This is a genomic window from Affinirhizobium capsici, from assembly GCF_977018625.1.
In genome coordinates, this window is sequence record NZ_CDRNXD010000004.1 from 31,511 (window position 1) to 56,265 (window position 24,755).

Genomic DNA, 24,755 nt, shown 5'->3' on the forward strand with positions numbered 1-24,755 from the left:
GAGACTGGTTATGGTTCATGCTGGTGCGCAGGGTTGGAATGGGTTCGCGAATGCTAAAGTTGAGTCCACAGATGCGTTGGATGCGGATCGCCTGAGACGCATTACCCGTTTGGTGCGACTTGCCCGTCTTATGGATACGGCCATCCGGCTTCCCTTGCTCGGCACTCGCTTCGGTGCGGAGTCGGTGCTTGGTCTCGTGCCAGTCATTGGCGATGCGAGCGGCGCACTTATCGGCGCCTACATCATCAATGAGGCGCGACGTCTTGGTCTTCCGCCACAGAAGCTTGCGCAAATGGCGGGCAATGTGGGGGTGGATGCGGTCTTGGGCAGCGTTCCGCTGTTGGGCGATGTCTTCGATCTCTACTTCAAATCCCATCGCCGCAACGTGCAGATGATCCTGGATCATTTTGGGCTGGACGGTGAAAAGCTGAAAACGGCTCGCGCCTTCTGACCTTAGGCGAGATGGACCCGGTGAGCCCGAATGTTTCGCACGACAATTGGGCTCGCATTGTATCCACGCCGCCTCAGAGTGATTTGACCGGCGGCAAAGAACATCAGGAAAGACCCAACCTGATAGGGGAAGATCACATCAATCTCCACGAAGGAACGCACCAGAAGCAGAGCTGAAACGGCGAACATCACCTTGGCTTGTGGGTTGCGAGCATCATGCAAGATGCGTTTCAGGTTTACGATCAGCGGCGTCAGAAGCGTGACGATGAGTATCAGCAAGCCCACCAACCCGGTCTCAACCGTGGTTTCGATATAGGTGTTGTGGAAGTGGAAGCCGCTGCGCGAGGTGATAAAGAAATCTTCCCACAGACGTTCCGCATCCGGGAAGCCTTGAACCCAGTAGGCCTGATAGCCAATACCGAAGGCAGGGTGCATTCTTGCTGCTTCCATGCCTTGCGCCCAAAGATAGGTGCGGCCGGTGAGCGTGGAATCCTTGCCGAACAGGCCAAGGATAGCATCTGCCGCACCACCTGCCAGGGCAGCGTTGATGCCAAGTACGGCGATGATCAAGCCGCCAAAAAAGATCAGCTTGCGGAAATTGGGGGCCAGCCGGGATAGAACCTGTAAACCTGCGACTGCTGCCAATATGGCAAAGGTGGTGAGCACCGAGGTCGCCGATTGCGAAGCAAAGATCGAATAGCCAGAAAGAGCTCCCGTCATGCCAGCCACACCCAGCCATACAAGCGGCAAGCGCAGCACCATGACCGCGCAATAGGTGAAGAGGAGCCCAAGCGACGCGTAAAAGCCAAGCTGGTTCTTCGATGAAAAAGCCCCGACAAAGCTGTAGGTGCCGTCCATCGGGTCATAGGCGTAATAGCCGAAGAGCTTGGAATAGATCAGTACGATCAGGCAGCCAATCAAAGCACCTTTGACAAGGGTAGGGACGCTGACCGTGCGCAGGATGATCAGCGCGCACATCACATGCGTCAGATACTGGATCGATGCGCGCAGCGACACGCCAGGAGCCGCCGACCAGAAGCTGGAAAGAAAACAGAGAATGGGAAAGGCAAATATCCAGAGATATCGGCCCGGGTGGCCGATAACCCGCTTGTAATCCACCAGAAGGAGCGGCAGCCAGAGCCCATAATAGGCCAGAATGGAGATCTGGCCAAAGCGGCTGGAATAGGCGAACACAAAGAACGAGAGTGCCACGGCTGCCGTTGCATAGACGGCATTCCGATCTGGATCGATCAGGCTGACCTTGGCAATCTTCATGGTGCGTTACTGCATAAGAAGTTCGGATGTGACCTTGATAACGTCGCCCGGCAGAACCGGTGTCGTTTCATCGGCGGCAATTTCCTTCGGACCTTCGCCCTGATCGCGAACGATAGTGTATTTGATATTTGTAGCGCGACCGGTCGGATCGAACTTAAGTGCTTCCGCCGATTGGGCCATGGCTTCACCCATGAGCTGGCGGCTGGTGGTAATTTGCAGGTTGAGCTTTTCGAGTTCAGCCTCCGTGTCCTGCAATTCCTTGGCGCGCTGGGCTTCCCAATCGTTGCGAAGGTTGATTTCGTCCTGATTGGCTTGGGTGATCTGCTGCTTGGCGCGCAGAATATTGGTGTCGATATCCAGAAGCTGGGTCTGGATCTCGGCAGTGCGCTCTTCAGCGGAAATCATGCGTGTGCTGAGTGCCAGGCCCTGTTCGCTAAGACCGCGTACCTTGTCGCGGTCTTTCTGGACAATTTCCAGCTGCCGGTTCTGGGTTTCGCTCTTTTTCTGAAGCGCTTCCACTTCCGTCTGCAGAAGAGATTTCAGATCGGCCAGCGCCTTTAGCTGGAGATCGTAGCGGTCGCGGCGCTGCTTCATCAGGGCTGCTTCGCTGCGGATCAATTCAGCGGCATTGGGAACCTTCTCCAATTCCTTCGGCATCTTGATCTCTGTGCCGCCTTCCATCTCCGTCTGGAGACGGGCGTGGCGAGCAACGAGACGGGCGCGAGAAGAATCGTAGACGACCATATCGCCCTGCGCGTTGATGAAATCGCGGGCAAAACGCTGACCCGATTCCGAGCGGCGAAGACCGCCACTCAGGCTGACCGCTTTGAGAACCGTCAGATTGGGCGCGAACGGGTACGATCCCGGCGTGTTCACATCCCCTGCGAGGAAGACCGGGCGATATTGTGCGATTTCCACGGAAGCGGATGGCTGGCTGCGAAGGGCAAGCTGCTGTTGCAGCTTCTCCGCAACTTCCTTGCCCAACTCTTCCGGCGTCTTGCCGCTGGCATCAAGGTTGCCGATGAATGGCAGGGACACCGCGCCAGACGGCCCGACCGTGTAGTCTCCGCTCAATGCTTCCCAATTCTGCATCGTGCCAGCCGTCGGCTCCCAGCCCGCCACACGAACATGGATCTTGTCCATCACCCCGAGGCGATAGGCGTCTGCGGCCAGAAGCGGAGTTGCAAGCAGAGAAATCCCAAGCGCCAATGCAACGGATGCCCGTTGCGTCAGACACACAGTGGAAGTTTTGGCTCGTGCCGGCATGGACGCTCCTCAAAATACAGAATGAAACCGGTTGAAAATGCTCAACTGGCCAATTGGTTCACGGAAAATGGATAACTGCACTGTCAGGCAAACAGGATATTTTGCGAAGGGAAGACGGGGCGCTTAATAGCTGCCCCGTGACAGGCAAACGGCGGGAATGGTTTTGACGATGATGGCAAAGTCAGTCCGCAGCGACCAGTTTTGCACATACTGCGTATCGAATGCGATGCGGCTTTCATAGGACACATCGTTACGACCGCTGATCTGCCACAGGCCAGTCAGACCGGGGCGGGTCTTGAGGTAGTAGACAGCGAAATTATCGTAGAGGTGCAGTTCCTCATCCACCACGGGACGGGGGCCAACAACACTCATTTCACCACGGATGATGTTGATGAGCTGCGGAAGCTCATCCAGGCTCAGCTTGCGCAGAACCGTACCAACTGTGGTGACACGCGGGTCGTTCTTCAGCTTTCGGGTGGCACGCCATTCGTCGGCGGCTTCCGGGTTGCTGGCCAGATATTTGCGCAGCACCTCATCCCCATTCGGCACCATGGTGCGGAACTTGAGGCACTTGAAATAGCGCCCGTTATGGCCGACGCGTTTGTGGCCGTAGAAAACGCTGCCTCCATCGGTGAACTTCACCAAGGCCATGATCATGAGAAAGAGGGGGCTAAAGACGATGAGGGCAAGCACTGCTGCCGTAACGTCAAAACTCCTCTTCGCAAGACCGCCTGTTGGAAATGCGAGCTGCATTTCATCGGTCGAGTTGAGCGGCGAACCTGCCGATCGTGTCGCGGACTTCATAGAGAGGACTCCATAGCTGTTGCGAGTGGTCGGTGCCTTTCGGCGACTTTCAAGAGATAATAATTGTGTGTTCGGAATTTGTTGCCAGTCATTTTTTTGAATCACACTGTTACAGAGACCGGATTCCCCGGTTCAACATGGCAATTCCTTTTGTAATGCTTTTATATCTAGCTGTATAGAATGTGTAATTCATCAAATTCTATTATGTATATCGCGCAGTCTTCTTAAGAAGAGTTTCGGACTTTATCTTTTATAAATCAATGAAGGCTCGGAAATCGTTCGGGCTACAACCAGATAAATTCTGTCAATCGCTCACTTTTTCATGCGCGGTTGGTGCGAATGGTGGAATCTTGTGCGGTGCGATGCTTATTGTGCAACGCAAACAAGCAGGCATTTCAATCGATTTCTATGTAACAAATTTTGATTGAGTTAACAGATTTGCATGTACCGCTCACGGCGATCAAGGCAGGGTGCTGTCCGGAATGAGGCGGAAGCTGGGCGGAGGCGATTTCGCGTTTGTGTACACAATTTAACAATTATTCATGGAAAGGCAGGCTATAAATATGATAATGGCTTTCCTTGCGTGCCGGTGAGTGAGGTTGTGTCGGGGCGAAGATGAAGAACGCGACGGGATAATACTATGATCCTGGCGCATTCTGGAGGAACATGATGTACGGACCCCGCGCTTTGGCCAGCATGGCCGCCGTTTTGGTTGTTTTTGCTGGGGCCATCTACTTTATCACTGCTTCTGTGTTCTCAACACTGTGGCAGACAGCGCTCTGCGCGGTGATTCTCCAGCTCGGCTATTTCGGCTGTATTGTTTTTCTAGTTCGTCGTGAGCAACTTGATCGTCAGAAAAACTTGAAAGATGCTTCTGGTGCTTCACGGGGCGCAGAGGGGCTGCGCGGTGACGATCTGCGCGCCAACCCCGCTTCGAAGCTGCATATCGGCGATCGTTCCTGATAAAGATTCACACTTCCATATCATGGCCAACATCCTAGTTTCATGTGAATTCCTCAACGATCCATGGAGGCTCGCATGACAGGTTCGGCAGAGGCGGATGTATGCATCATCATTGCCGCCAAGGATTCCAGCGATACGATTGGCAAAGCCATAGCGTCGGCCCTACGTGAAACGGCAGTGGCAGAAGTCGTCGTCGTCGATGACGGTTCCTCGGATGATACGAGCGGTGCGGCACGAGCGGCCGATGATGGTTCGGGACGATTGCGGGTCATCCGCTTTGACGTCAACCGCGGCCCGTCAGCTGCGCGCAACGCGGCTATTGAAGCATCAACCTCTCCCTTCATCGGCATTCTGGACGCGGACGACTTCTTTTTTTCCGGTCGGTTTGCACCGATGCTGGCGGAAGGAGATTGGGATCTGATTGCTGATAATATCGGCTTCATCCACCACGATCCTTCTAAACCGATTGAGCCCGAGCGGTTTCATGCCAGAAGCCGCAAACTGACGCTGACGGAATTCGTAGAGGGCAATATTTCTCGCCGTGGCATGCGCCGTGGTGAAATCGGCTTTCTCAAGCCCATCATGCGACGTGAATTTCTTGATCGACATGGCCTGCGCTACAATGAGGACCTGAGGCTTGGCGAGGATTACGATCTCTATCTGCGGGCGCTCGCGCATGGCGCGCGCTACAAGGTGATCGATCACTGCGGTTATGCAGCCGTGGTGCGCGCAGATTCACTCAGCGGTCGCCATCGCACAGAGGATCTACGCAAGCTCTATGAGGCTGAACGCGCAGTGCGGCTTACTCCACGCCTGTTAATGCCGGAGCAAAAAGCGGTCGTGCTGAAGCATGAACGCCATATCAAGGGCAAGTTTGAACTAAGAGAAGCGCTCGATGTCAAAAGCAAAGGCGGCCTGACAGCGGTGCTGCGTCACTTTGCGCGCCGTCCGGCGGCAGTGCCAGTTGTTGCAGCCGGTGTTTTGGGCGATAAGCTGGAAGCACGCATGGCAAAGCCGGAAACGGAAAGCCCGGTTCCGGCTGGTCAGTTGCGTTATCTTTTGCCCGGCGTGCCGGTGGCTCAGAAGTAATCCCGGCGTATGCCCTCAATCACGCTGGCGAAGCGGTCTTTCCGCTCCTCCAGCCGCCCTGCGGGTGAAAGTTGCGGCTCGACCCTGCTGGCTTGCCACAGTGCCAGAGTTGAGGGGGCGGCCAGAACCTGTTTTGCCACACCCTTCAAGCCGCCCATTTTCACCGGAGGGGCAGGGGGCTCTGCCAGTGCAGTTGCCGCATCTCCTGACGGTTGAACGTGGCCATGGCCTTGCGATGAGGACTGGCCAAAGTCGATACCCCAGAAGCGGGACTTTTTGCGTACAGCTTCGGCGCGCGTGGTGACGGGAACGAAGCGCGGCGCGTAGCTTACGCCTACTGTGTTTGCCCAGTCCGACCATTTGAAGCTGTTGATCTGGCGCGATGTGGAAATGGCAATCCACGGAACGCGAAACGCATCCGCAAGAATTGCACCATGCATGGATTCCGCCACAATCAGCTCCGATTGCGCGATGGATTTGATAACGGATTTTGCCTCACCGCGCGGATCGAGATAGGTCAACCCTGCCAGTTCGCACGCCTCTTTCCAAATGCCGAATTCCGCCGATTCCCAGTGGGGAATGAAGGTTCGGGTGTGTAGCTTTGGGAGGTTTCGGAATTCATCCATGTCCGTGACCATGACGGCTGGATCGATGATGCCCATTTCTTCAGGCAGGCCAAGCTTATCGGCAGTCAGCGGCCCGCGCACAGCCCGCACATCCCATTCGTTTCTGTCGGAAATGTCAGGCGGCGTGCCATAGCCATAACCACTGCCCACGACCAGCTTTCGCGTGCCAGCGGGAAGGAGTGCCGGGTTCAAGACCGTGCCAACCCCAACGAGCATCACATCGTCATGGCTTTCTCGCAGGCCGGGCAAAAGCCAATCCCACAGCCAAAGATTCAGGTCGTCACCAAAATTGCCGTGATGGGATTCCCAGTAATAGGGCTTCATGTCCTGTCCTTCAGCTTTGTTTTCAAGGGAATTCGGATCATCGGTGCTCTCACGATGCTGGCTTCAGCTTGCCCGCGCCCAATTGGAACGCGGCTTTGATGAGGCCCGGATCGCGCATGACCCATTTTGCAAGCATGGAAAGATCAGGAATCTTGCGCTTGCGCACCAGCCCTGCCTGGCTCCACAGAGCCTGCCTGCGTGCCGTATCCTTGTAGGAGGTTATGGAGGCGATATCGTCTGGCCGCGCAGCAAAGCGTTGCTCCAGCCGGTCAAGCGCTACCCAGGTGTTGAATTGCTGCTTGAGAAACTGCGGCGACTGGTTGTCGATGGCGTGGAAGATGTTGATGCCACGGCCACGCCCCGCACCCGGGTCATCACAAAGAATGGGGCGCTTGGCTGCAAGAATACTGTCGCAGAAAAAGAGGACGTCTTCAGCCGCAAGTCTCAGGGTCGGTTCAAACCGAACCTTCTCGAATACGGGCCGACCCAGCAGCATGCAGGACAGGTGCAGGAAGCTCCAGTTCTTCAGCATGACACTGGCAAGGTCCGGAACGTCGAGAATGAGTGGTTGCTCCATCAGGCGCGTTACGCCCGGTTCCTTTTCCAGTTCCCGCATACCGAAGTGGTAGTAGAAATCCTCGTCCGCCTGCATGGACGCCCAATAGCAATCCGCATTGAGGGTATCCATCGCCTGGACCGCATTCTGAAGATGTGTGGGTAGCCAGATGTCATCGGAATCGAGAAAGGCGATATAGCGGCTATCTGCCTCCACATTGTTGAGGCCGGTGTTTCGCGCACCGCCCGGACCAGCATTCTCCTGGGTGATAAGCCGAATCCTGGCACGCTCCTCATCCGTCAGTGTCGCCAGTTCCTGCCCTCCCGGCAGAGGTGAAGCATCGTCCACGACGATGACATTCCAGTCCTGATAGGTCTGGGCAAAAATGGAGCGAAGCGCGCGGGTAAGAACCCCGGCCTCACGCTGGTAGAAGGGTATGATAACAGTGACTGTCGCCATGCAGATCCCCTAAGATCGTCGCCCATCGGGCCTTCGGTGGCGGCAAACGTGCCGTGTCTTCAGCTTTAAGTGCGTTCGCCCGAGGCTAACGCGAATTCGGATTCATCATCACATTATGCGTTGCAAATTGGGCCGTATTTTGCACTGCGGCAAGAGGGCAAGCAAAATGATACGCGTTCTTGCCAAGTTCTCTCTACATAAGGCGAATTCAAAATTTCATCCGGAATGCGTGGCTGACACGGCAATAGTCCACACTCGCAGCATGCCGCATTTCGGCCTCAATCACGGTTTTGCGATCAAGAAAATCAGTGAGATGGCCAAAAAATACAGAAACAACGACTTTGGGAAAGCTTGTTTTCGACCTCCCAGGCCCGCCCTTTCCACAGTTGTTAGCAACACGTTAGAGCCTGAAAATACTGAGGCAAATTGGAACAAGCTCATAAATTTCGCTGGTCAAAATCCGATTATGTGACATCTTTATCCCCATGCGAACTTGAGTTTTTGCTGCACTGCCACATTTTGCCCGAATGGAAAAGTCATGCTTTTGCTCTTCGCGAGTGGCCACGCCGCTCTGTCTGAAATGGGTCGCGAGGGGAGGCGTGACCTACAAAACAGGGATGACGGTTTGACAGTCGACCAGAATATTTCTGCTCGTATCAATCTGATGCGTATATTGCTGATTTGCGGCATCGTTTTCGTGCATGTGCCGTATGATGCTGATGCCAGCCCGTTTGTGGGGCCGGATAGTCCATTCGATTGGTTGAGGGTCTATCTCGGCGAAAGCCTGTTTCGAATCGGCGTTCCGTGTCTCAGCGCCATTTCCGGTTACCTTCTGTTCCAGAAGGGCTACGAGAGCTTCAATTACAGTCGTGTGCTATCCTCCAAAAGCCGGACTGTGTTGCTGCCCTTCATGATCTGGAACTTCGCGCTGATCCTGTTCGTACTAGCCGTGCAAAGCGTTGGCATGGGAATTGGCTACTTCCCCGATCTTTGGCATGCAAGCGCCACGGATTGGCTGGATTACGTTTTTGCTTTCTCCGATTTTCCCGTGAACCTGCCGCTTTATTTTCTGCGCGACCTTTTGTTGTGCATTCTCTTGTCGCCGGTTCTGGTGTTTCTGGTCCGCAAGGCTCCGTCCATGACACTTGGCGTGCTGTTTGCCTTTGCTGTCTTTCCGATGCTGGACACAGTCATCTTCCTGAAGAACTCGATCCTGTTCAGCTTTACTCTGGGCATCGCAGCCGCGATCCATAAGCTGGATTTGAAGGTGCTGGATAAATACGCGCCACTTGCTTTCGCCGTGTTGTTGTTCACGTCCTTCGCCCTGTCGCTTGGACTTCTGAAACAGGGGCCGGATTATCCAACCGGCCTTCACGTTTCCCGAAATCTGCTGGCTGTGGCGGGAGCGCTGTTGGTGTGGATATTGTCTGCGCCATTGATCAGGACGCGGGCAGGGCAGGCGCTTTCGAAAACCGGAACCTTGAGTTTCTGGACCTTCTGCGCGCATTACCCCCTCTTGGTCGTATTGTGGATGTTCTGGAACCGATACGCTGATGCCTCGCTATACCCGGTCTTCTACATCGGCGCCGTGCTGGTCACCTTCACGGTGATTGTTGCAAGCCATCGCATCGTCAAACGCTACTTCCCAGTGGTCTACAACATTCTCACCGGAAGCCGCGGCAAAAAATCAAATCAAACCGCAATCCGAAGCAGTGAGACGATTGGAAACCGCACGGTTTCCATTGGTCAGGAAACGAGGTGACGTATGATGAACGGCAAACTGAAAATCCTGGCATGTTCCGCCACCACCCTTTTCGTGGTGTCTTTCGCATCGGCCCATGCTCAGGAAACGGGTGGTTCGTTTGTCGAGGACTTCGACACGTTGGACCCGGCTCAATGGTATGTGTCCGACGGTTGGAATAATGGCGGCCATCAGAACTGCAACTGGTCCAAGGATCAGGTGAAAGTGGAAGGCGGGAAGCTAACTCTGGCGTTTGAACAGCGACCGATGAAAGATCGTCCCTATGTCTGCGGCGAGGTGCAGACCCGCAAGCGCTACAGCTATGGCACTTACGAAATTCGCATGAAGGCGGCTTCGGGTTCTGGTCTTAATTCAGCGTTCTTCAGCTATATCGGCCCGACCGATAAGCAACCGCATGACGAGATCGACTTTGAGGTTCTGGGCAAGAACCAGAACGAGGTTCAGGTCAATCAGTATATCGGTGGCAAGGGCGGCAACGAGAAGCTCGTACCCGTCGAGGGCGGTGCCGATAGCCGGTTTAACGACTACGCCTTTGTCTGGGAGAAGGATCGGCTGCGCTATTACCTGAACGGCCAATTGGTTCAGGAGGTGACTGATCCTTCCAAGATCCCGCAGCATCCGCAGAAGATTTTTGCGAGCCTCTGGGGCAGCGACACCTTGAAAAGCTGGATGGGTACTTTTGCGTACAATGGCCCATCCCGCATGGAAGTGGAGCGCATTGCCTATACTGCTCCCGGCGAAAAATGCCTGTTTCCAGAATCCGTGACCTGCCAGATCAACTGATATTCGAGCCTGCCAATCAATGCCTGAAAAATGGGGCGCCCAAGGAGTTGGATGACGTGACGTTAAACGTTCTATACCTCGCCCACGATCTATCCGATCCGGCCATTCGTCGGCGCGTTATGATGCTGATGGCGGGCGGTGCCAAGGTTTGCGTGGCTGGCTTCCAGAGGGATCGCAACGGTTTGGCTGATCTGGACGGTGTCCAAACAATCATTCTTGGTCATACCGCCGATGGCAGGCTGGCACAGCGCGTCTCAGCCGTTGTGAAGGCAAGGCTCGGCCTTTCCCGTCTGCTCCAAGGATTGGCACGGCCAGACGTGGTGATTGCGCGTAATCTGGAAATGCTGGCACTCACTGGGGCTGCGTCCACACATTTCGGTGGGAATATTCCGGTGGTCTATGAATGCCTGGATATTCACCGATTGTTGCTCGATCAGGGCATGAAGGGCAAAATCCTGCGGGCTGCGGAGGCCAAGTTCGGTCGTCATGCATCGCTCTTGGCCACCAGTTCGCCAGCCTTTGTCGAAAACTATTTCAAGCCACTTTCCGGCCTGGACCTTCCGGTTCTGCTTTTGGAAAACAAGGTGCTGGCACTTGAAGGTTCAAGCGCAGAGTGGCCACCGCAACCGCGCCTGCCGGATGAGGGCGAGCCGTGGCGTATCGGCTGGTTTGGCGCGATCCGCTGCCGGAAGTCTTTCGATATATTGTCCCGTTTTGCCGAAGAAATGGATGGGCGTGTCGAGGTTGTCATTCGCGGACGTGTCTCGCCGCATGAGTTTTCCGACTTCGAAGGCATGATTGCCCGCAGCCCGCATGTGAGCTTCCACGGTGCCTATAAAAACCCGGAGGATCTGGCCGATATTTATCGCGAGGTGCAGTTTGTCTGGGCCATCGATTTCTTCGAAGAAGGGCTGAATTCCGAATGGCTTTTGCCCAACCGGCTTTATGAAGGCTCGCTGCACGGGGCAGTTCCGATTGCGCTTGCGTCGACTGAGACGGGCCGCTTCCTGCAACGCCGTGGCATGGGCCTGTTGCTGGAGCGGGCAGATCCCGACAGCCTGACGACCCGTTTCTTCAATATCACGCCACAATATTATCTCACCTTGATGGATCAATTGCGTCAAAGCGAGGCATCGCAATGGATGGTGGGTGCCAATGAATGCGAGGCGCTGATCCGCCAATTGGCGGCACTCCCGCCAACAGCTGCCAATGCCTCTCGCCGAACCGTTTCGTCACAACTGCAATCGGAAGGATAAAGTATGTCGTCGCCGATCCTGCCTGAGATGCCGGTATTGCCCGATATGAAAGTGCTTGTGGTCATTCCATGCCTTAATGAGGCGCGCCATATCGAGCCGCTTCTGATGAAGCTGGCGGCAGGCCGTGGCAATCATGACATGCTGATCGTGGTGGCAGATGGCGGCAGCGCCGATGGCACGCAGGCAATCGTTTCCCTCGTGGCTGAACAGGTTCCCGGGGTCGTCCTTCTGCATAATCCGGAGCGTATCCAAAGCGCTGCGGTCAATCTGGCTGTCAAGCAATTCGGCGATGGGCGAGATTACCTCATCCGTATCGATGCCCATGGCGATTACCCGGATGATTACTGCCAGACCCTGCTTCAGGAGACGGTCGATACGGGTGCGGATTCCGTCGTCGTCGGTATGAAGACCGTTGGCTTTGGCTCTTTCCAAAAGGCAACTGCCGTGGCGCAAAACTCCAAGCTCGGCAATGGCGGTTCCAAGCACCGCGATGGCGCCGTGGGCCATTGGATCGATCACGGGCATCATGCGCTTATGCGGATCGAAGCCTTCAGTACCGTCGGTGGCTATGACCCCGCCTTCACGCATAACGAAGATGCAGAGCTTGATTTTCGCCTGCGCAAGGCGGGTTTCAGGATCTGGATGACTTCCAAAACCTTTATGATCTACTACCCACGTTCTGCGCCTTACCCGCTGTTTCGCCAGTATCTTGGCTATGGCCGTGGACGAGCGCGCAACCTTTTGAAACACAAGGCTCGGCCCAAGCTTCGTCAAGCACTGCCTCTGGCTGTGGTTCCTGTCATTCTCTTTGCATTTTTGAGTGTCTTCCACTGGATTGCACTCGTGCCGCTCGCGCTTTGGGCCGCAGCCTGTCTCGCCTATGGATTTTGGATCGCTCTCTCTCAGAAAAACGCGCTTGGTCCGCTTGCGGCCATCTCCGCGATGATCATGCATGCCGCATGGTCGGCAGGCTTCTGGCTTGAACTCGTTTCGGGACGTCAGAGGAGGGCGCTTGTATGACCTGGGATCAATCCATTCTCCATGTGGATGTCGGCATCTGCACCTTTCGCCGCCCAGAACTGGAAGCCACTCTGCTGTCTCTTTTTCGGCAGGTTGTTCCGGCAGGTGTTCGAGTGAACCTGATTGTCGCGGATAATGATGCGGAACCTACGGCGCAGGCATTGGTAGAGGCTTTAAAGCCTCGCTCGCCGTTTCCCATTACCTACGTGCATTGCCCGAAATCGAACATTTCCATCGCCCGTAATGCCTGCCTGTCTGCGAGCAAGGGTGATTTTCTGGCCTTTATTGACGACGATGAGATTGCGCCTGCGCAATGGCTGGATGAGCTTCTGGCAACGGCTTCCGCGACAAATGCCGATGCCGTTCTGGGTCCGGTCAAAGCGATCTACGGTGAGGGTGCGCCGATCTGGATGAAGGATGGCGATTTCCATTCCACACTTCCGGTCTGGGTAGGCTCGCAAATTCTGACCGGCTATACCTGCAATGTACTTCTCGACATGCGCTCGCCCCATGTGCGCGGACGCCGTTTTGAGCTTTCGCTCGGCCAGAGCGGCGGGGAAGATACGCACTTCTTCACTCAAGTCACAGATGCCGGTGGCCATATCGCCTTTTCGCAAAAAGCAGAACTCACAGAGCCGGTGCCGCGCAAGCGCGAGAGCTTTGGCTGGCTTCTCAAGCGGCGCTTCCGTTCCGGCCAGACGCATGGGCGGATTTTGGGGGAGAAGCATTCCGGCCTGGCGCGGCTGACGCAGTTTGGCCTTGCAGCCATGAAAGCTGGCTTCTGTGCTGGCGCTGCCCTTCTATTTTATCTCTCACCCGTCAAACGCCGGGCCTATCAGTTGCGCACGGCGCTTCATTTCGGCGTATTGAGCGGCCTGCTTGGTGTGCGTGAAATACGCCAATATGGCTCGATGGAGGCTGCATGATCGAACCCGTCGGACCCGATGTCAGCTTTGTCATCGCTGCCTACAACGCGCGCGAAACAATTGGGCGTGCCATTGAGAGCGCGCTGGCACAGACAGGTGTCGCAGTAGAAATCGTGGTGGTGGACGATAAATCCTCTGACGGTACAGCAGAACTTGTACGCTATTTCGGTGATCCAAGGGTTCGCCTGATTGAGCGTGAGGTGAATGGCGGCCCGGCTGCTGCAAGAAATGCGGGCATTGATGCAGCCCTTGGCCGCTGGATTGCGGTGCTCGATTCCGACGATGAAATTCTGCCCGATCGCTCGACCCGTATGATTGCAAGGGCAGGCCGAATGGATGCGCAAATCGTTGTCGATAATCTGCGGGTGCTTAAACCCGGCGATCCGGCGGTCACGATGTTCCCGGAACATGTCTTGCAGCAGGTACCAGCGATGACACTGGCTGCATTCATCGATTCGAACGTGATTTTCAAATCGACTTATAACTTCGGCTACATGAAGCCGATGTTCGAACGTGACTTTCTGAACCGTCATGCGCTGCGGTTCGATGAAGGTTTGCGCATTGGGGAGGATTATCTGCTCTTGGCCTCTGCTCTCGCCTGCGGCGGGGGCTGCGCCATAGAGCCGAAACCCGGCTATATCTATCACATTCGGGAAGGCTCGATTTCCCGCGTGTTGGAGCCGAAGCATGTGGAGGCCATGATCGAGGGAGATCGGCGCTTTGTCGCCCGGTACGATCTGGATAGAGAGGCTTTGGAGGCTCAGAAGTGCCGCAGCCGGAGCTTAAAGGAGGCTGGCGCGTTTCTTGCGTTGGTGGAGGAGATAAAGCGCGGCTCGGTGGCAGGGTGCCTTCGCGTGGCCATTGCCCAACCGCGGGCAGTGCGCCATTTGAAGATGCCAATTGCGGCCCGCATGCGCCGTCTCATGAACTTTGCCGGCCCCGCCGGACGAGCTTCGTCGTGAACATTCCCTTTGCCCGGAGCGGGTGAAGAAAGGATAGACTGATGGATCACATCAACCTTCGTTCGACGTTCCAGACGTCCAGCCGCGATGCGGATGCCTTCATCGATCTGGACCGGCTGTTCTCCGCCATCATGCGGCGCACCCGTCTGATCATTCTCTGCGTTGTCGCGGCGGTCATTCTGGCGGGCCTTTTCCTGTTCATGACACCGCCGACCTATACGGCGGCCACGCAGATTTTGATCGACGATAACCTGTCGCGGTATGCCGAGCAGGAAGAAACCCCGCAAACGGCGCAGCAGATCGATAACCGCATTGCCAGCGCTGTCGAGATCATGAAGTCGAAGGCGCTCGCCCTTCGCGTCGTGGACCAGATGAAGCTTGCGGATAATGAGCTGTTCGTCGATCCGCCACAGTCGCCCATCGGACTGGCGAAAAGCTCGGTCAAAAGCATCATCGGCCTCCTGAAGCCCGCAAAGCCGCCGGTCTCTGCGCAGGATGAAGCAAACGGCAAGCGGGAAAAGGCTGCAGCCATGCTGCAACAGGTTCTGAGTGCCGACCGCGAAGGCCGCAGTTCCGTGATCAATCTGTCTGTCCAGGCACCGGAGCCGCTTCTGGCGGCGCAGATCGCCAAGGCCTATGCGGATGGCTACGTATCCGAGCAGTTGAATGCCAATTTCGAGGCGACCGAACGCGCTTCCAACTGGCTGCAGCAGCGCATGGGCGATCTCAACAAGCGCTCGAAGGAAGCGGCGATGGCTGTTGAGCAGTACAAGATCAAGAACAATTTGATCTCACCACGCGGTGAACTGTTGTCCTCCCAGCAGCTGGCCGACCTGACAAGCCAGTTGATCGTGGCCCAGGCCGATACAGCCACCGCTTCGGCGCGCTACCAGCAATACAAGGCCATCATTGATCAAGGCGCGGAATCCGCAGTGAACAATGCCGTTGTCTCTACCAAGGAAACGGATAACTCCGTCATTCAGGATTTGCGTCGCCGTTATCAGGCTGCCAATGAGCGTGAACGCTCAATTGTCGATCAGTACGGTCCAGATCACCCGCAGGCAAAGCTTCTGGAAACGCAAAAGGCGGATATCGGGCAGCAGATCTATCGCGAATTGCAGCAGATGACATCGGGCTTCAAGAACGAGTTCGACGTGGCCAACTCACGCGAAACCTCGCTTCGTAGCAGCATCGACAAGCTGGCTGGCCGCAACTCCGAGGCCAATGTGTCTCTCATCCAGCTTCGGGAACTGGAGCAGAGAGCGGATTCGCTAAAGCAGCTTTATCAGTCTTACCTCAACCGCTTCGAGCAGGCGACCCAGCAGCAATCCTTCCCGATTGCGAAAGCCCGGGTTATCTCCAGTGCCGGTATTCCAAGTGCACCTTCAAACCCGAAGAAGACGCTGACCATGGCGCTTGCCGTTGTGCTTGGCCTCTTTGCCGGTGGTGGCATTGCAGCGGTGCAGGAATTGCGGGAACGTGGTTTCCGTCTGGGCCAGGATGTCCGTAACCGTCTGGGTCAGCGCTTTCTTGGATATTTGCCACTTATCAAGCGCGCAAGCGCTGCGCCGAAGAAAGAAGAGAATGGCGGAAACGCGTCCACGGATGTGTCTCTGCCGGTTGATCCATCCGTCACTGATGAATTTACTCGCAAGCTGATGCGCATTGCTGCCGATTATCCGCGCTCGGGCTTTGCCGAAACGTTGCGCAATGCCAAGCTTGCCTGTGATCTGGCAACGCCTAACCGGGCTTGCCGTGTCATTGGTGTTGTCTCAGCGCTGCCAAATGAGGGCAAGTCGGTGGTTGCCGCCAACTTGGCGGTGCTGCTGAGTGCCATGAACAAGCGCACTCTGCTCATTGATGCCGATAGCTACAATCGCGCGTCGAGTGGCGTTCTGGGAACAGAGCCGCCGAACGGCCTCATGGAAGTTCTGCGGGGCGAAGCGCCGTGGACGAGCGCCATCACGCTTGATGCCGCCGCCAAGCTCGCGGTTCTGCCAATTGCCTCGCGCAACAAGGCCATGCCGCATACGAGTGACCTCTTGGCTTCAGCAGATATGGGCCGGTTGATGGAGACGGTGAATGGCCGCTTCGATTACGTGGTCGTGGACCTTGCGCCGCTCGTTCCCGCCATCGATGCGAAGGCCTTCGCTCCGCATGTCGACAGCTATCTCATGGTGGTTGAATGGGGCGAAACACCGGTGAAGCTGGTGCAGAACCTGCTGGAGTCGGAACTGACAATCTCGTCCAAGGTGGCCGGCGTCATTCTCAACAAGACGGATATGGACGAGCTGCCGAAATTTGCCGAAGCCGGTGCGCCAGAACGTTTTCGCATGAGCGGCACGCCTTATCGCGCCGACGAGCCAGCAGCAATCTAACGCTGCTTAGCCTCTCGACAGAGTAAGCCAGCGGTCATCAGGCCGCTGGCATTTTTTTAATTTGAGCCCGTGATCGCGCCGTAGAAGATGACGAACAAGTACATGGCAAAAGCACCAGCGGCGAAAATGATGAAGAAGGTAACAATGCCGCGGCCGGCATTCTGCTTGCGGTCCGCTTGAGCTGCGCTGTCTTCCGGGCTCGTAATCGGGTCGTTGTCTGGTCTGGTCATGGCTCTCGCTGCTTTCACTATCCAGCAGGCTAACCGTGACCGAACTTCAGAGTTTCAATCTGCTTTTTTGCGAAGAAGGAAATAAACCGCGCAGGCAGACATGGCAGCCAGCGCATACCATGTGAGCGCATAGACCAGATGGCTGTTGCGAAATTTAACCACGGTCAAGCCGCCGACAGGAAGCCCGCTTGGATTGGGAGTAGCATCTGCATCGATAAAGTAAGGAGCTACATTTTGAAGCTGACGGCTCTGGGCAATCGCTTGAACATCACGGGAGTACCACTTGTCACCGGCAGGATCGTTCGATCGCAGGAAGCCTCCGCCGGGCTCGGTCAGTCGCAGCAGGCCAATTATTTGGACCGGCTCATTTCGTTGGGGCTCACTACGGCTGGCAGGGGAGCGTTTTTCGGAGGGCACGTAGCCGCGATTGATAAGGACCGTTGCGCCATCTTCTGTCATCAGCGGTGTGATCACCCAAAAGCCGGGCCCGCGCTCCGTGACGGCTTGAACCAAAGTTTCCTTATCATTCAGAAAGCGTCCGCTCACGGTCACATGTCTGTATTCGTCATTTGCCTGGTTGATCGAGGGCCAGGCGCTTCCCATGGGTGCGGGAACGGGCACTGCATGAACGCGCGCGTCGACGCGGGCGATGAGATCCAGCTTCCAGAACAGCCGCTGCACCTGCCAGGTGCCGAGGCCCAAGAAAACGAGAACGAGGCCCGCCATGACCGCCGCAAAGACGGTGTGTCGCTTTGCAGGTGTGGGACGAGCCTCGTTCATTGTCATTCTCTTTTGACGCCCGGTCAGGGCATGTTCATCATCATGTCCGGGTTCATCGGCATCATGTTGGTGTTCAAGTGATGCATGACCCAGAGCGAACCGGAGAGCGCGATAACAACGATGATGATCGTGAAGATCAGCGCCAGCATGGTCCAGCCGCCTTCAGATTTTGAGTTCATGTGCAGGAAGTAGATCATGTGAACCACGATCTGCACGGCTCCGAGACCCATGATGGCGATGGCGGTTGCCACCTTGCTGCTCAGGACATCGCCCATGACCAACCAGAACGGGATTGCCGTGAGGATGACCGACAGGATGAAGCCCGTCATGTAGCTCTTGAAGCTGCCATGAGCCGCTTCATGCCCGTGGCTGTGCCCATGATGCGTGTTGTGCGCGCTTTCGTGCGCTGGCGCGTGAGGGTTCGAGCTCATCCGAGAACTCCAATCAGGTAGACGAGGGAGAAGACGCCAATCCAGACCACGTCCAGGAAGTGCCAGAACATGGAGAGGCACATCAGGCGGCGGCGATTGGCTTCGATGAGGCCATGTTTGGCAACCTGCGTCATCAGTGTCACCAGCCAGATGCAGCCGAAGGTGACGTGCAGACCGTGCGTGCCGACCAGCGTGAAGAAGGCGGACAGGAAGGCCGAGCGGGTTGGGCCAGCGCCTTCGTGGATCAGGTGATTGAACTCATAGAGTTCGAGCCCGAGGAAGGCGAGACCAAAGAGGCCAGTGATGGCAAGCCAAATCAGCGTGCCAGACTTGTCGTTCTTTTCCATCCGCAGCATGGCAAAGCCATAGGTGATGGAGGAGAACAGCAGCATGGCGGTGTTGATGGCGACCAGCTGTAGATCAAAGAGATCGGCAGGCGAGGGGCCGGCCGCATAATTGCGGCCGAGCACGGCATAGGTGGCAAAGAGCACTGCGAACATCAGGCAGTCGCTCATGAGGTAGATCCAGAAGCCCAGCATGGTGCTGCTTTCCGGGTGATGTTCCTCGGTCAGGTAGAATTCCGGCTTCTCGGTCGAGACGGCTTGGGTGTTACTCATGGTTATCAGGCCTGTTCTGCAAGCTGCTTGGTCCGTGCATCTTCCGTGGCAACCACGGTTTCAGCCGGAATGTAGTAATCGCGCTTGTAGTTGAAGGTATGAGCGATAGAGACCACCAGGATGCCGAGGAACGACAGCGCAGCCATCCACCACATGTACCAGATGAGACCGAAGGCCAGCGTAATGCTGAGAGCGGAGATGATGACGCCCGTGCCGGTGTTCTTCGGCATGTGGATCGGCTTGAAGCCTTCCAGCGGACGCACATAGCCACGGTTCTTCATGTCGTACCAGCTGTCGTGGTCATGAACCACCGGCGTGAACGCGAAGTTATATTCCGGCGGTGGAGACGAGGTAGACCATTCCAGCGTACGGCCATTCCACGGATCGCCTGTCGTGTCACGCAGCTGCTCGCGCTTGAAGAAGCTGACGACGAGCTGGATGACGAAGGAGGCAATGCCAAGCGCAATCAGGAATGCACCGAATGCAGCGATGACGAACCAGATCTGCAAGGATGCATCTTCGAAATGGTTGACGCGGCGTGTCACGCCCATCAGGCCAAGTACATAAAGCGGCATGAAGGCGAAGTAGAAGCCGATCAGCCAGAACCAGAAGGACATCTTGCCCCAGAACGGATCGAGCTTGTAGCCAAACGCCTTGGGGAACCAGAAGTTGATGCCCGCCAGCAAGCCGAACACCACGCCGCCGATGATGACGTTATGGAAGTGGGCGATCAGGAACAGCGAGTTGTGCAGCACGAAGTCTGCCGGAGGAACGGCCAGCATAACGCCGGTCATGCCGCCGATGACGAAAGTTACCATGAAGCCAATCGTCCAGTACATCGGCACTTCATAGCGAATGCGACCGCGATACATGGTGAAGAGCCAGTTGAAGATCTTCGCGCCCGTGGGGATCGAGATAATCATGGTCGTGATGCCGAAGAAGGCGTTCACGCTGGCGCCCGAACCCATGGTGAAGAAGTGGTGCAGCCACACCAGATAGGACAGGATGGTGATGACGACCGTAGCGTAGACCATAGAGGCATAGCCAAACAGGCGCTTGCCGGAGAAGGTCGACACGATTTCGGAGAAGATACCGAAGGCCGGGAGAATAAGGATGTAAACTTCCGGGTGACCCCAGATCCAGATGAGGTTGACATACATCATCGGGTTGCCGCCGAGATCGTTGGTGAAGAAGTTTGTACCAACGTAGCGGTCAAGGGTGAGAAGAACGAGGGTAGCCGTGAGAATCGGGAAGGAGGCAACGATCAGGACGTTGGTGCAGAGCGAGGTCCAGGTGAAGATTGGCATCTTCATCATGGTCATGCCAGGTGCACGCATTTTCACGATGGTCGCAATCAGGTTGATACCTGAGAGGGTGGTTCCGATACCGGCGACCTGTAGACCCCAGATGTAATAATCGACGCCTACACCCGGAGAATAATCCGCGCCGGAAAGTGGCGGATAGGCCAGCCAGCCAGTACGGGCAAATTCACCAACGAAAAGCGAAATCATGATGATGATCGCGCCAGCCGTCGTCATCCAGAACGAGAAGTTGTTCAGGAAAGGGAAGGACACGTCACGCGCGCCGATCTGCAACGGCACGACATAGTTCATGACACCCGTCACCAATGGCATGGCGAAGAAGAAGATCATGATCACGCCGTGGGCGGTGAAGATCTGGTCGTAATGGTTTGGCGGCAGATAGCCTTCATTGGCGCCGAAGGCCATTGCCTGCTGCGTGCGCATCATCACCGCATCGGCAAAGCCGCGCAGCAACATGACCAATGAGAGGATGACATACATGATGCCGATCTTCTTGTGGTCAACGCTGGTGAACCAGTCGTTCCAGAGATAGCCCCAGAGGCGGAAGTAGGAGATGGCACCCACGACTGCGAGGCCGCCGAGGATGACTGCGATGAAGGTCACCAGCAGGATCGGTTCATGGGTGAATGCGAGAGAATCCCATGATAACCGTCCGAAAATGAATTCCATCAGGTTTGTGTTCGTAAACATGGCAGCTTCCAATTACCTGTCCAGCCAGCCGTTCAAGGCTTTGGTGTTGTGTTGAGCTGATCGGGGGCCACACCATGGCCTTCGTGGCCGTCATGTCCCTCGGTCGCTTCGGCTGGCGCGTTCACGCCTTCGGCCTGGGCCGGTTCCTTGGCTCCATGGCCAGTGGCCGGGTGTGTCGCACCGGCGCCCGCGCTGTCGCTCCAGCGTGTATCGTATTCAAGGCGCTTGCGGTTCTCTTCGCTTTCCTTGCCTGCGCCGCCCATGGTGTCGATCTGCATCATTTCGCTGGTGCACATCTGGCCGGGCTTCACGCAAAGATGGAGGATCGCGTTGAAGAGACCGTTTTCGACGCTCGAGTAATAGGTCACGGGAACGCGTGAACTCGGACGCTCAAGCTTTAGATACGTGTCGCGGTTCAAGGCGGATCCCTGGTTCTTTACACCTGCGACCCATTGTCCGAATGCATCGTTCGACATGCCATGAAACTTGAAGCGCATGCCGGAGAAGCCGTCGCCGCTGTAGTTTGCGGAGAAGCCTTCATAAACGCCTTCCTTGTTCATGACCGCGTGCAGCTTGGTCTGCATTCCCGGCATCGCATAGATCTGGCCGGCAAGGGCTGGAATGTAGAAGGAGTTCATGACGGTCGAACCGGTGATCTTGAACTCGATTGGCCGATCGATGGGGGCGGCAATCTCGTTTACCGTCGCAATGCCCTGTTCCGGGTAAAGGAACAGCCACTTCCAATCAAGCGCCACCACCTCGATGGTAATGGGCTTCACTTCCGGGGTGACCGGGCGCTGCGCATCGATACGGTCCAGCGGGCGATAGGGGTCAAGCTTATGCGTGCTCACCCATGTCACCGCGCCAAGCGCAATGATGATAGCCAGAGGTGCAGCCCAGATGACCACTTCCAGACGGGTGGAGTGATGCCATTCCGGATCGTACTTGGCATTGATGTTGGAGCGCCGGTAATGCCACGCAAAATAGAGCGTGAGGCAGATGACCGGAATGATGATCAGCAGCATCAACACCACCGAAACGATGATGAGATCGCGTTGCTGAACGGCAATGTCACCCGAGGGCGACATGACCACGAGGTCGCAGCCCGAAAGGGCGAGCAAGAGAGTGAGGGCACTAAGCCGGCGAATGAGTTCCATTAACCGTGGCATCTTTCAGTTCGAAATTTGCGTTTTGTCTACTTGCGACTAAAGCACCGAGACGAAGCTCTCTATGAGGTCTTTCGTCGCAGTGCAAAAAACGGATAGTGCGGCGCAATAGACCCCTGGGCTCCAATGCGCAATACCCTACAAATGAACAGGCGAAGCTTAGCCAGAGGTTTGTGCGTTGCCTCTGCAACCTTGAAGATAGGCAAAAACCAGAACTCGTGAAGGCCATTCTAAAGCATAAATTTACCGTCGAACGCAAAAGCACACTTGATATGTGCCGAAATTGCATCATCCTCTGTCTTGGGGAGGCGACCATTCGCCGCATATGAGGAGTGCATCCATGTCTATAGCCGGTCATCCGACATCCGCAGAGTTTGAGCGCGACGCGCGCAAGATGCACGATGACAAGCCGCTATCTCCCGGTAGCATTGCAATTGGTGTGATCATTGGTCGCATGTCGGAGTTCTTCGATTTCTTCGTCTATGGCCTCGCGTCCGTGCTGGTTTTTCCACGGCTGATCTTTTCCTTCGCCGCAGATCCCATCACTGCAACGCTCTACTCCTTCGCTGTATTCTCTCTCGCCTTCCTCGCGCGCCCCATCGGCTCTTTGGTGTTCATCTGGATCGACCGCAATTACGGTCGCGGCACGAAACTCACCATTGCCCTCTTCCTGCTGGGCGGTTCAACCGTTTGCATGGCGTTTTTGCCAGGCTATGAAACCATCGGCATGTGGTCGGTGGCGTTTCTGGCGCTGTTCCGCTTGGGCCAAGGTTTCGCGCTCGGTGGCGCCTGGGATGGCATGGCATCGCTTCTGGCGTTGAATGCGCCGAAATCGGAGCGCGGCTGGTGGGCCATGGTGCCGCAGCTCGGCGCGCCTATCGGCTTTGCTCTGGCCAGCGCTTTGTTCGGCTATTTCTATTCCAGCCTCAGTGATCAGGATTTTCTCACCTGGGGGTGGCGCTATCCGTTCTTTGTGGCATTTGCAATCAACGTCGTTGCGCTCTTTGCCCGCCTGCGCATCGTCGCAAGTCCTGAATTCGGCAGCCTCTTCGAAAGCCTGGAATTGCAGCCGAAACCGGTGACTGATACCCTGAAGTATCATGGACGTGAGGTGCTGCTGGGTGCCTTCGCCCCGCTTGCAAGTTTTGCCATGTTCCACCTCGTAACGATCTTCCCGCTGAGCTGGGTGTTGTTGAAGGGCGGTCAACCGGCCGGTGAATTCCTGTTCGTGCAGATCCTTGGCGCGTTCGTCGGCATTGGCTCTGTGGTGATTTCAGGTGCAATTGCCGATCGGATCGGACGCCGCCGTCAATTGATGATAGGTGCTGTAATCATCGCGATCTTCAGCTTTTCGGCGCCCTTCCTGCTGGATGCCGGCGGCAAGGGTCAGGATGCTTATATCATTATCGGCTTTGCCATCCTTGGTCTGTCTTTCGGTCAGGCATCTGGCGCTGTCTCTTCACGTTTCAGTCTGCCCTATCGGTATACGGGCTCTGCACTGACCTCCGACCTCGCCTGGATGGTTGGTGCAGGCTTTGCACCGCTGGTGGCGCTTGGGCTTGCAACGAAGTTCGGTATCATCTTCATCGGTGGTTATCTGATTTCCGGCGCGATCTGCACCTTCGCAGCGCTGACGTTGAGCCGAATCCTGGATAGCTCCGAGCATCAGGCACCAGCTGATCGCTAACATCACTGCAATGCCGTCATTCTGGAGACCGCGGCCTTCTTATCCGCGGTCTTTTCATGTGCTGCCTTCTGCCACGTTTCAGATTGACTTTGCCAAGTCCGACATTGCAAATCCCTTTAGGGGAACATGAAGGGAATTGGCTGTGACAGGTCAGATGCATCTTGAGCAACAGGGCGCACTTGCGTCTCTTTTGGTGGCGGCAGTGCGCGAAGGCACTTTGATCGAAAAGGACGGATTGCCGCGACCGGATTTTGCCGATGGCTATCGCATTCAGGCAGCTGTGTTCACGGCTCTGGGCGGCACCAGCCCGCAGGGCTTCAAACTCGCCATTCGCGATGGTGATCTCGTGGGGTCGTCTCTCCTCTTCGTATCAAATGCAGAAAGCGCCAATTTTCAACCGGGCATCAAGGTGGAAATTGAGCTTGCGATGACACTCGGTCGCGACTTGCCACCGAAGCCAGGTCCCTATCGGCGGGAAGACATCGTTGATGCCATTTCCAGCGTCAACATTGGGGTTGAACTCGTCCGCAGCCGCTATGTCGGCGGGGCAGGCGATGCTCTGTCGCTGCTGCTTGCGGATTCGATGAGCAATCTTGGCTATTTGGTAGGCCCTGCGATACCAAGGTCTCTGCTGACCGAACCTGCGGATCTGGGCGGGCTTTATCTGACGAATGGCGACAAGGTTTTATTCGATAGCACCGCGAAGCACCCCGACGGAGATCCTCTGGCAAGCGTGATCATGTGCGCCAATAAGGGCTTGCCGATGGGTGGCTATCTGAAAGCCGGACAGGTGGTGACAACGGGAACTCTCTCCGGCGCTCCGACAATCGAGACTGCCTCATCCGTCAGCGTAACTTTTGGCGGCAGCAGCTGGTCGATTGACTTGAAATAAACCGCTGATCAATCTCTCATATTTACCAACCGGTGGGGAAA

General features: G+C 56.1%; 24 protein-coding genes. 13 read left to right on the forward strand and 11 right to left on the reverse strand.

The genetic code is table 11. The annotated features are described in order from the left end of the window. Window positions 1-10: 10 nt before the first annotated feature. On the forward strand, window positions 11-451 hold the full coding sequence (locus AC0JZ1_RS03605) for a DUF4112 domain-containing protein (RefSeq protein ID WP_471881068.1): 441 nt from the start codon (window positions 11-13) through the stop codon (window positions 449-451). A gap of 2 nt (window positions 452-453) precedes the next feature. On the opposite strand, the gene AC0JZ1_RS03610 is transcribed toward AC0JZ1_RS03605, so the two are convergent. From AC0JZ1_RS03610 to AC0JZ1_RS03620, 3 genes are all read right to left on the reverse strand, one after another. Further along, the gene (locus AC0JZ1_RS03610) at window positions 454-1,725 is read right to left on the reverse strand and encodes an O-antigen ligase family protein (protein ID WP_471881069.1); all 1,272 of its coding nucleotides are present in this window, start codon (window positions 1,723-1,725) and stop codon (window positions 454-456) included. A gap of 6 nt (window positions 1,726-1,731) precedes the next feature. Next, window positions 1,732-2,991 (reverse strand): polysaccharide biosynthesis/export family protein, encoded by a 1,260-nt coding sequence (locus tag AC0JZ1_RS03615; protein WP_471881070.1) that lies wholly within the window; start codon window positions 2,989-2,991, stop codon window positions 1,732-1,734. 123 nt (window positions 2,992-3,114) lie between these two features. Beyond that, window positions 3,115-3,795, reverse strand: a complete 681-nt coding sequence (locus AC0JZ1_RS03620) for a sugar transferase (protein WP_471881071.1) — start codon at window positions 3,793-3,795, stop codon at window positions 3,115-3,117. A gap of 669 nt (window positions 3,796-4,464) precedes the next feature. Here AC0JZ1_RS03620 and AC0JZ1_RS03625 point away from each other — a divergent pair. Continuing rightward, entirely contained in the window at window positions 4,465-4,758 is a 294-nt protein-coding gene (locus tag AC0JZ1_RS03625; RefSeq protein WP_471881072.1) for an exopolysaccharide production repressor protein, read from the forward strand. Window positions 4,759-4,833: 75 nt separating this feature from the next. Then, on the forward strand, window positions 4,834-5,847 hold the full coding sequence (locus AC0JZ1_RS03630) for a glycosyltransferase family 2 protein (RefSeq protein ID WP_471881073.1): 1,014 nt from the start codon (window positions 4,834-4,836) through the stop codon (window positions 5,845-5,847). On the opposite strand, the gene AC0JZ1_RS03635 is transcribed toward AC0JZ1_RS03630, so the two are convergent. Together AC0JZ1_RS03635 and AC0JZ1_RS03640 are read right to left on the reverse strand one after the other, a co-directional pair. Then, window positions 5,838-6,797, reverse strand: coding sequence for a polysaccharide pyruvyl transferase family protein (locus AC0JZ1_RS03635; protein ID WP_471881074.1), 960 nt, complete (start codon window positions 6,795-6,797; stop codon window positions 5,838-5,840). The two genes, AC0JZ1_RS03630 and AC0JZ1_RS03635, sit on opposite strands and share 10 nt — an antisense overlap. Before the next feature lie 49 nt (window positions 6,798-6,846). Then, window positions 6,847-7,812, reverse strand: a complete 966-nt coding sequence (locus tag AC0JZ1_RS03640; RefSeq protein WP_471881075.1) for a glycosyltransferase family 2 protein — start codon at window positions 7,810-7,812, stop codon at window positions 6,847-6,849. 166 nt (window positions 7,813-7,978) lie between these two features. On the opposite strand from AC0JZ1_RS03640, the gene AC0JZ1_RS03645 reads away from it, so the two are divergent. The 8 genes from AC0JZ1_RS03645 (at window position 7,979) to AC0JZ1_RS03680 (ending at window position 16,899) form a co-directional block, all read left to right on the forward strand. Beyond that, window positions 7,979-8,284, forward strand: coding sequence for a hypothetical protein (locus AC0JZ1_RS03645; protein ID WP_471881076.1), 306 nt, complete (start codon window positions 7,979-7,981; stop codon window positions 8,282-8,284). Window positions 8,285-8,350: 66 nt separating this feature from the next. Next, on the forward strand, window positions 8,351-9,574 hold the full coding sequence (locus tag AC0JZ1_RS03650) for an acyltransferase family protein (protein ID WP_471881077.1): 1,224 nt from the start codon (window positions 8,351-8,353) through the stop codon (window positions 9,572-9,574). Between the two features lie 3 nt (window positions 9,575-9,577). Beyond that, a complete protein-coding gene (gene exoK / locus AC0JZ1_RS03655) occupies window positions 9,578-10,357 on the forward strand; it encodes an endo-1,3-1,4-beta-glycanase ExoK (RefSeq protein WP_471881078.1) in 780 nt (259 codons plus the stop codon). 119 nt (window positions 10,358-10,476) lie between these two features. Continuing rightward, window positions 10,477-11,613, forward strand: a complete 1,137-nt coding sequence (locus AC0JZ1_RS03660; protein ID WP_471883345.1) for a glycosyltransferase family protein — start codon at window positions 10,477-10,479, stop codon at window positions 11,611-11,613. A 3-nt stretch (window positions 11,614-11,616) separates the two neighbouring features. Next, the gene (locus AC0JZ1_RS03665) at window positions 11,617-12,633 is read left to right on the forward strand and encodes a glycosyltransferase family 2 protein (RefSeq protein ID WP_471881079.1); all 1,017 of its coding nucleotides are present in this window, start codon (window positions 11,617-11,619) and stop codon (window positions 12,631-12,633) included. Further along, entirely contained in the window at window positions 12,630-13,559 is a 930-nt protein-coding gene (locus AC0JZ1_RS03670) for a glycosyltransferase family 2 protein (protein ID WP_471881080.1), read from the forward strand. Before AC0JZ1_RS03665 ends, AC0JZ1_RS03670 begins: the two co-directional genes overlap by 4 nt. Then, entirely contained in the window at window positions 13,556-14,521 is a 966-nt protein-coding gene (locus tag AC0JZ1_RS03675; RefSeq protein ID WP_471881081.1) for a glycosyltransferase family 2 protein, read from the forward strand. Before AC0JZ1_RS03670 ends, AC0JZ1_RS03675 begins: the two co-directional genes overlap by 4 nt. Before the next feature lie 41 nt (window positions 14,522-14,562). Further along, window positions 14,563-16,899, forward strand: coding sequence for a Wzz/FepE/Etk N-terminal domain-containing protein (locus tag AC0JZ1_RS03680; protein WP_471881082.1), 2,337 nt, complete (start codon window positions 14,563-14,565; stop codon window positions 16,897-16,899). Window positions 16,900-16,955: 56 nt separating this feature from the next. Here the strand turns inward: AC0JZ1_RS03680 and AC0JZ1_RS03685 are convergent, their stop codons facing one another. From AC0JZ1_RS03685 to cyoA, 6 genes are read right to left on the reverse strand one after another with little or no spacing between them, the layout of a single operon-like run. Beyond that, on the reverse strand, window positions 16,956-17,129 hold the full coding sequence (locus AC0JZ1_RS03685; protein WP_471881083.1) for a hypothetical protein: 174 nt from the start codon (window positions 17,127-17,129) through the stop codon (window positions 16,956-16,958). A gap of 54 nt (window positions 17,130-17,183) precedes the next feature. Further along, window positions 17,184-17,909, reverse strand: a complete 726-nt coding sequence (locus tag AC0JZ1_RS03690) for an SURF1 family protein (RefSeq protein ID WP_471881084.1) — start codon at window positions 17,907-17,909, stop codon at window positions 17,184-17,186. Window positions 17,910-17,932: 23 nt separating this feature from the next. Further along, window positions 17,933-18,340, reverse strand: coding sequence for a cytochrome o ubiquinol oxidase subunit IV (gene cyoD / locus AC0JZ1_RS03695; RefSeq protein ID WP_471881085.1), 408 nt, complete (start codon window positions 18,338-18,340; stop codon window positions 17,933-17,935). Beyond that, window positions 18,337-18,957 (reverse strand): cytochrome o ubiquinol oxidase subunit III, encoded by a 621-nt coding sequence (gene cyoC, locus AC0JZ1_RS03700; RefSeq protein ID WP_471881086.1) that lies wholly within the window; start codon window positions 18,955-18,957, stop codon window positions 18,337-18,339. The genes cyoD and cyoC overlap by 4 nt, the downstream gene beginning before the upstream one ends. Window positions 18,958-18,962: 5 nt before the next feature. After that, a complete protein-coding gene (gene cyoB / locus AC0JZ1_RS03705) occupies window positions 18,963-20,969 on the reverse strand; it encodes a cytochrome o ubiquinol oxidase subunit I (protein WP_471881087.1) in 2,007 nt (668 codons plus the stop codon). A gap of 32 nt (window positions 20,970-21,001) precedes the next feature. After that, entirely contained in the window at window positions 21,002-22,138 is a 1,137-nt protein-coding gene (gene cyoA / locus AC0JZ1_RS03710; RefSeq protein ID WP_471881088.1) for a ubiquinol oxidase subunit II, read from the reverse strand. A 337-nt stretch (window positions 22,139-22,475) separates the two neighbouring features. Here cyoA and AC0JZ1_RS03715 point away from each other — a divergent pair, with 337 nt between their 5' ends. Both AC0JZ1_RS03715 and AC0JZ1_RS03720 read left to right on the forward strand, forming a co-directional pair. After that, window positions 22,476-23,822 carry an MFS transporter gene (locus AC0JZ1_RS03715; RefSeq protein ID WP_471881089.1) on the forward strand — a complete coding sequence of 449 codons (1,347 nt, stop codon included), beginning with the start codon at window positions 22,476-22,478 and terminating at the stop codon, window positions 23,820-23,822. 142 nt (window positions 23,823-23,964) lie between these two features. Next, window positions 23,965-24,714, forward strand: coding sequence for a 2-keto-4-pentenoate hydratase (locus AC0JZ1_RS03720; protein WP_471881090.1), 750 nt, complete (start codon window positions 23,965-23,967; stop codon window positions 24,712-24,714). Window positions 24,715-24,755 lie beyond the last annotated feature (41 nt).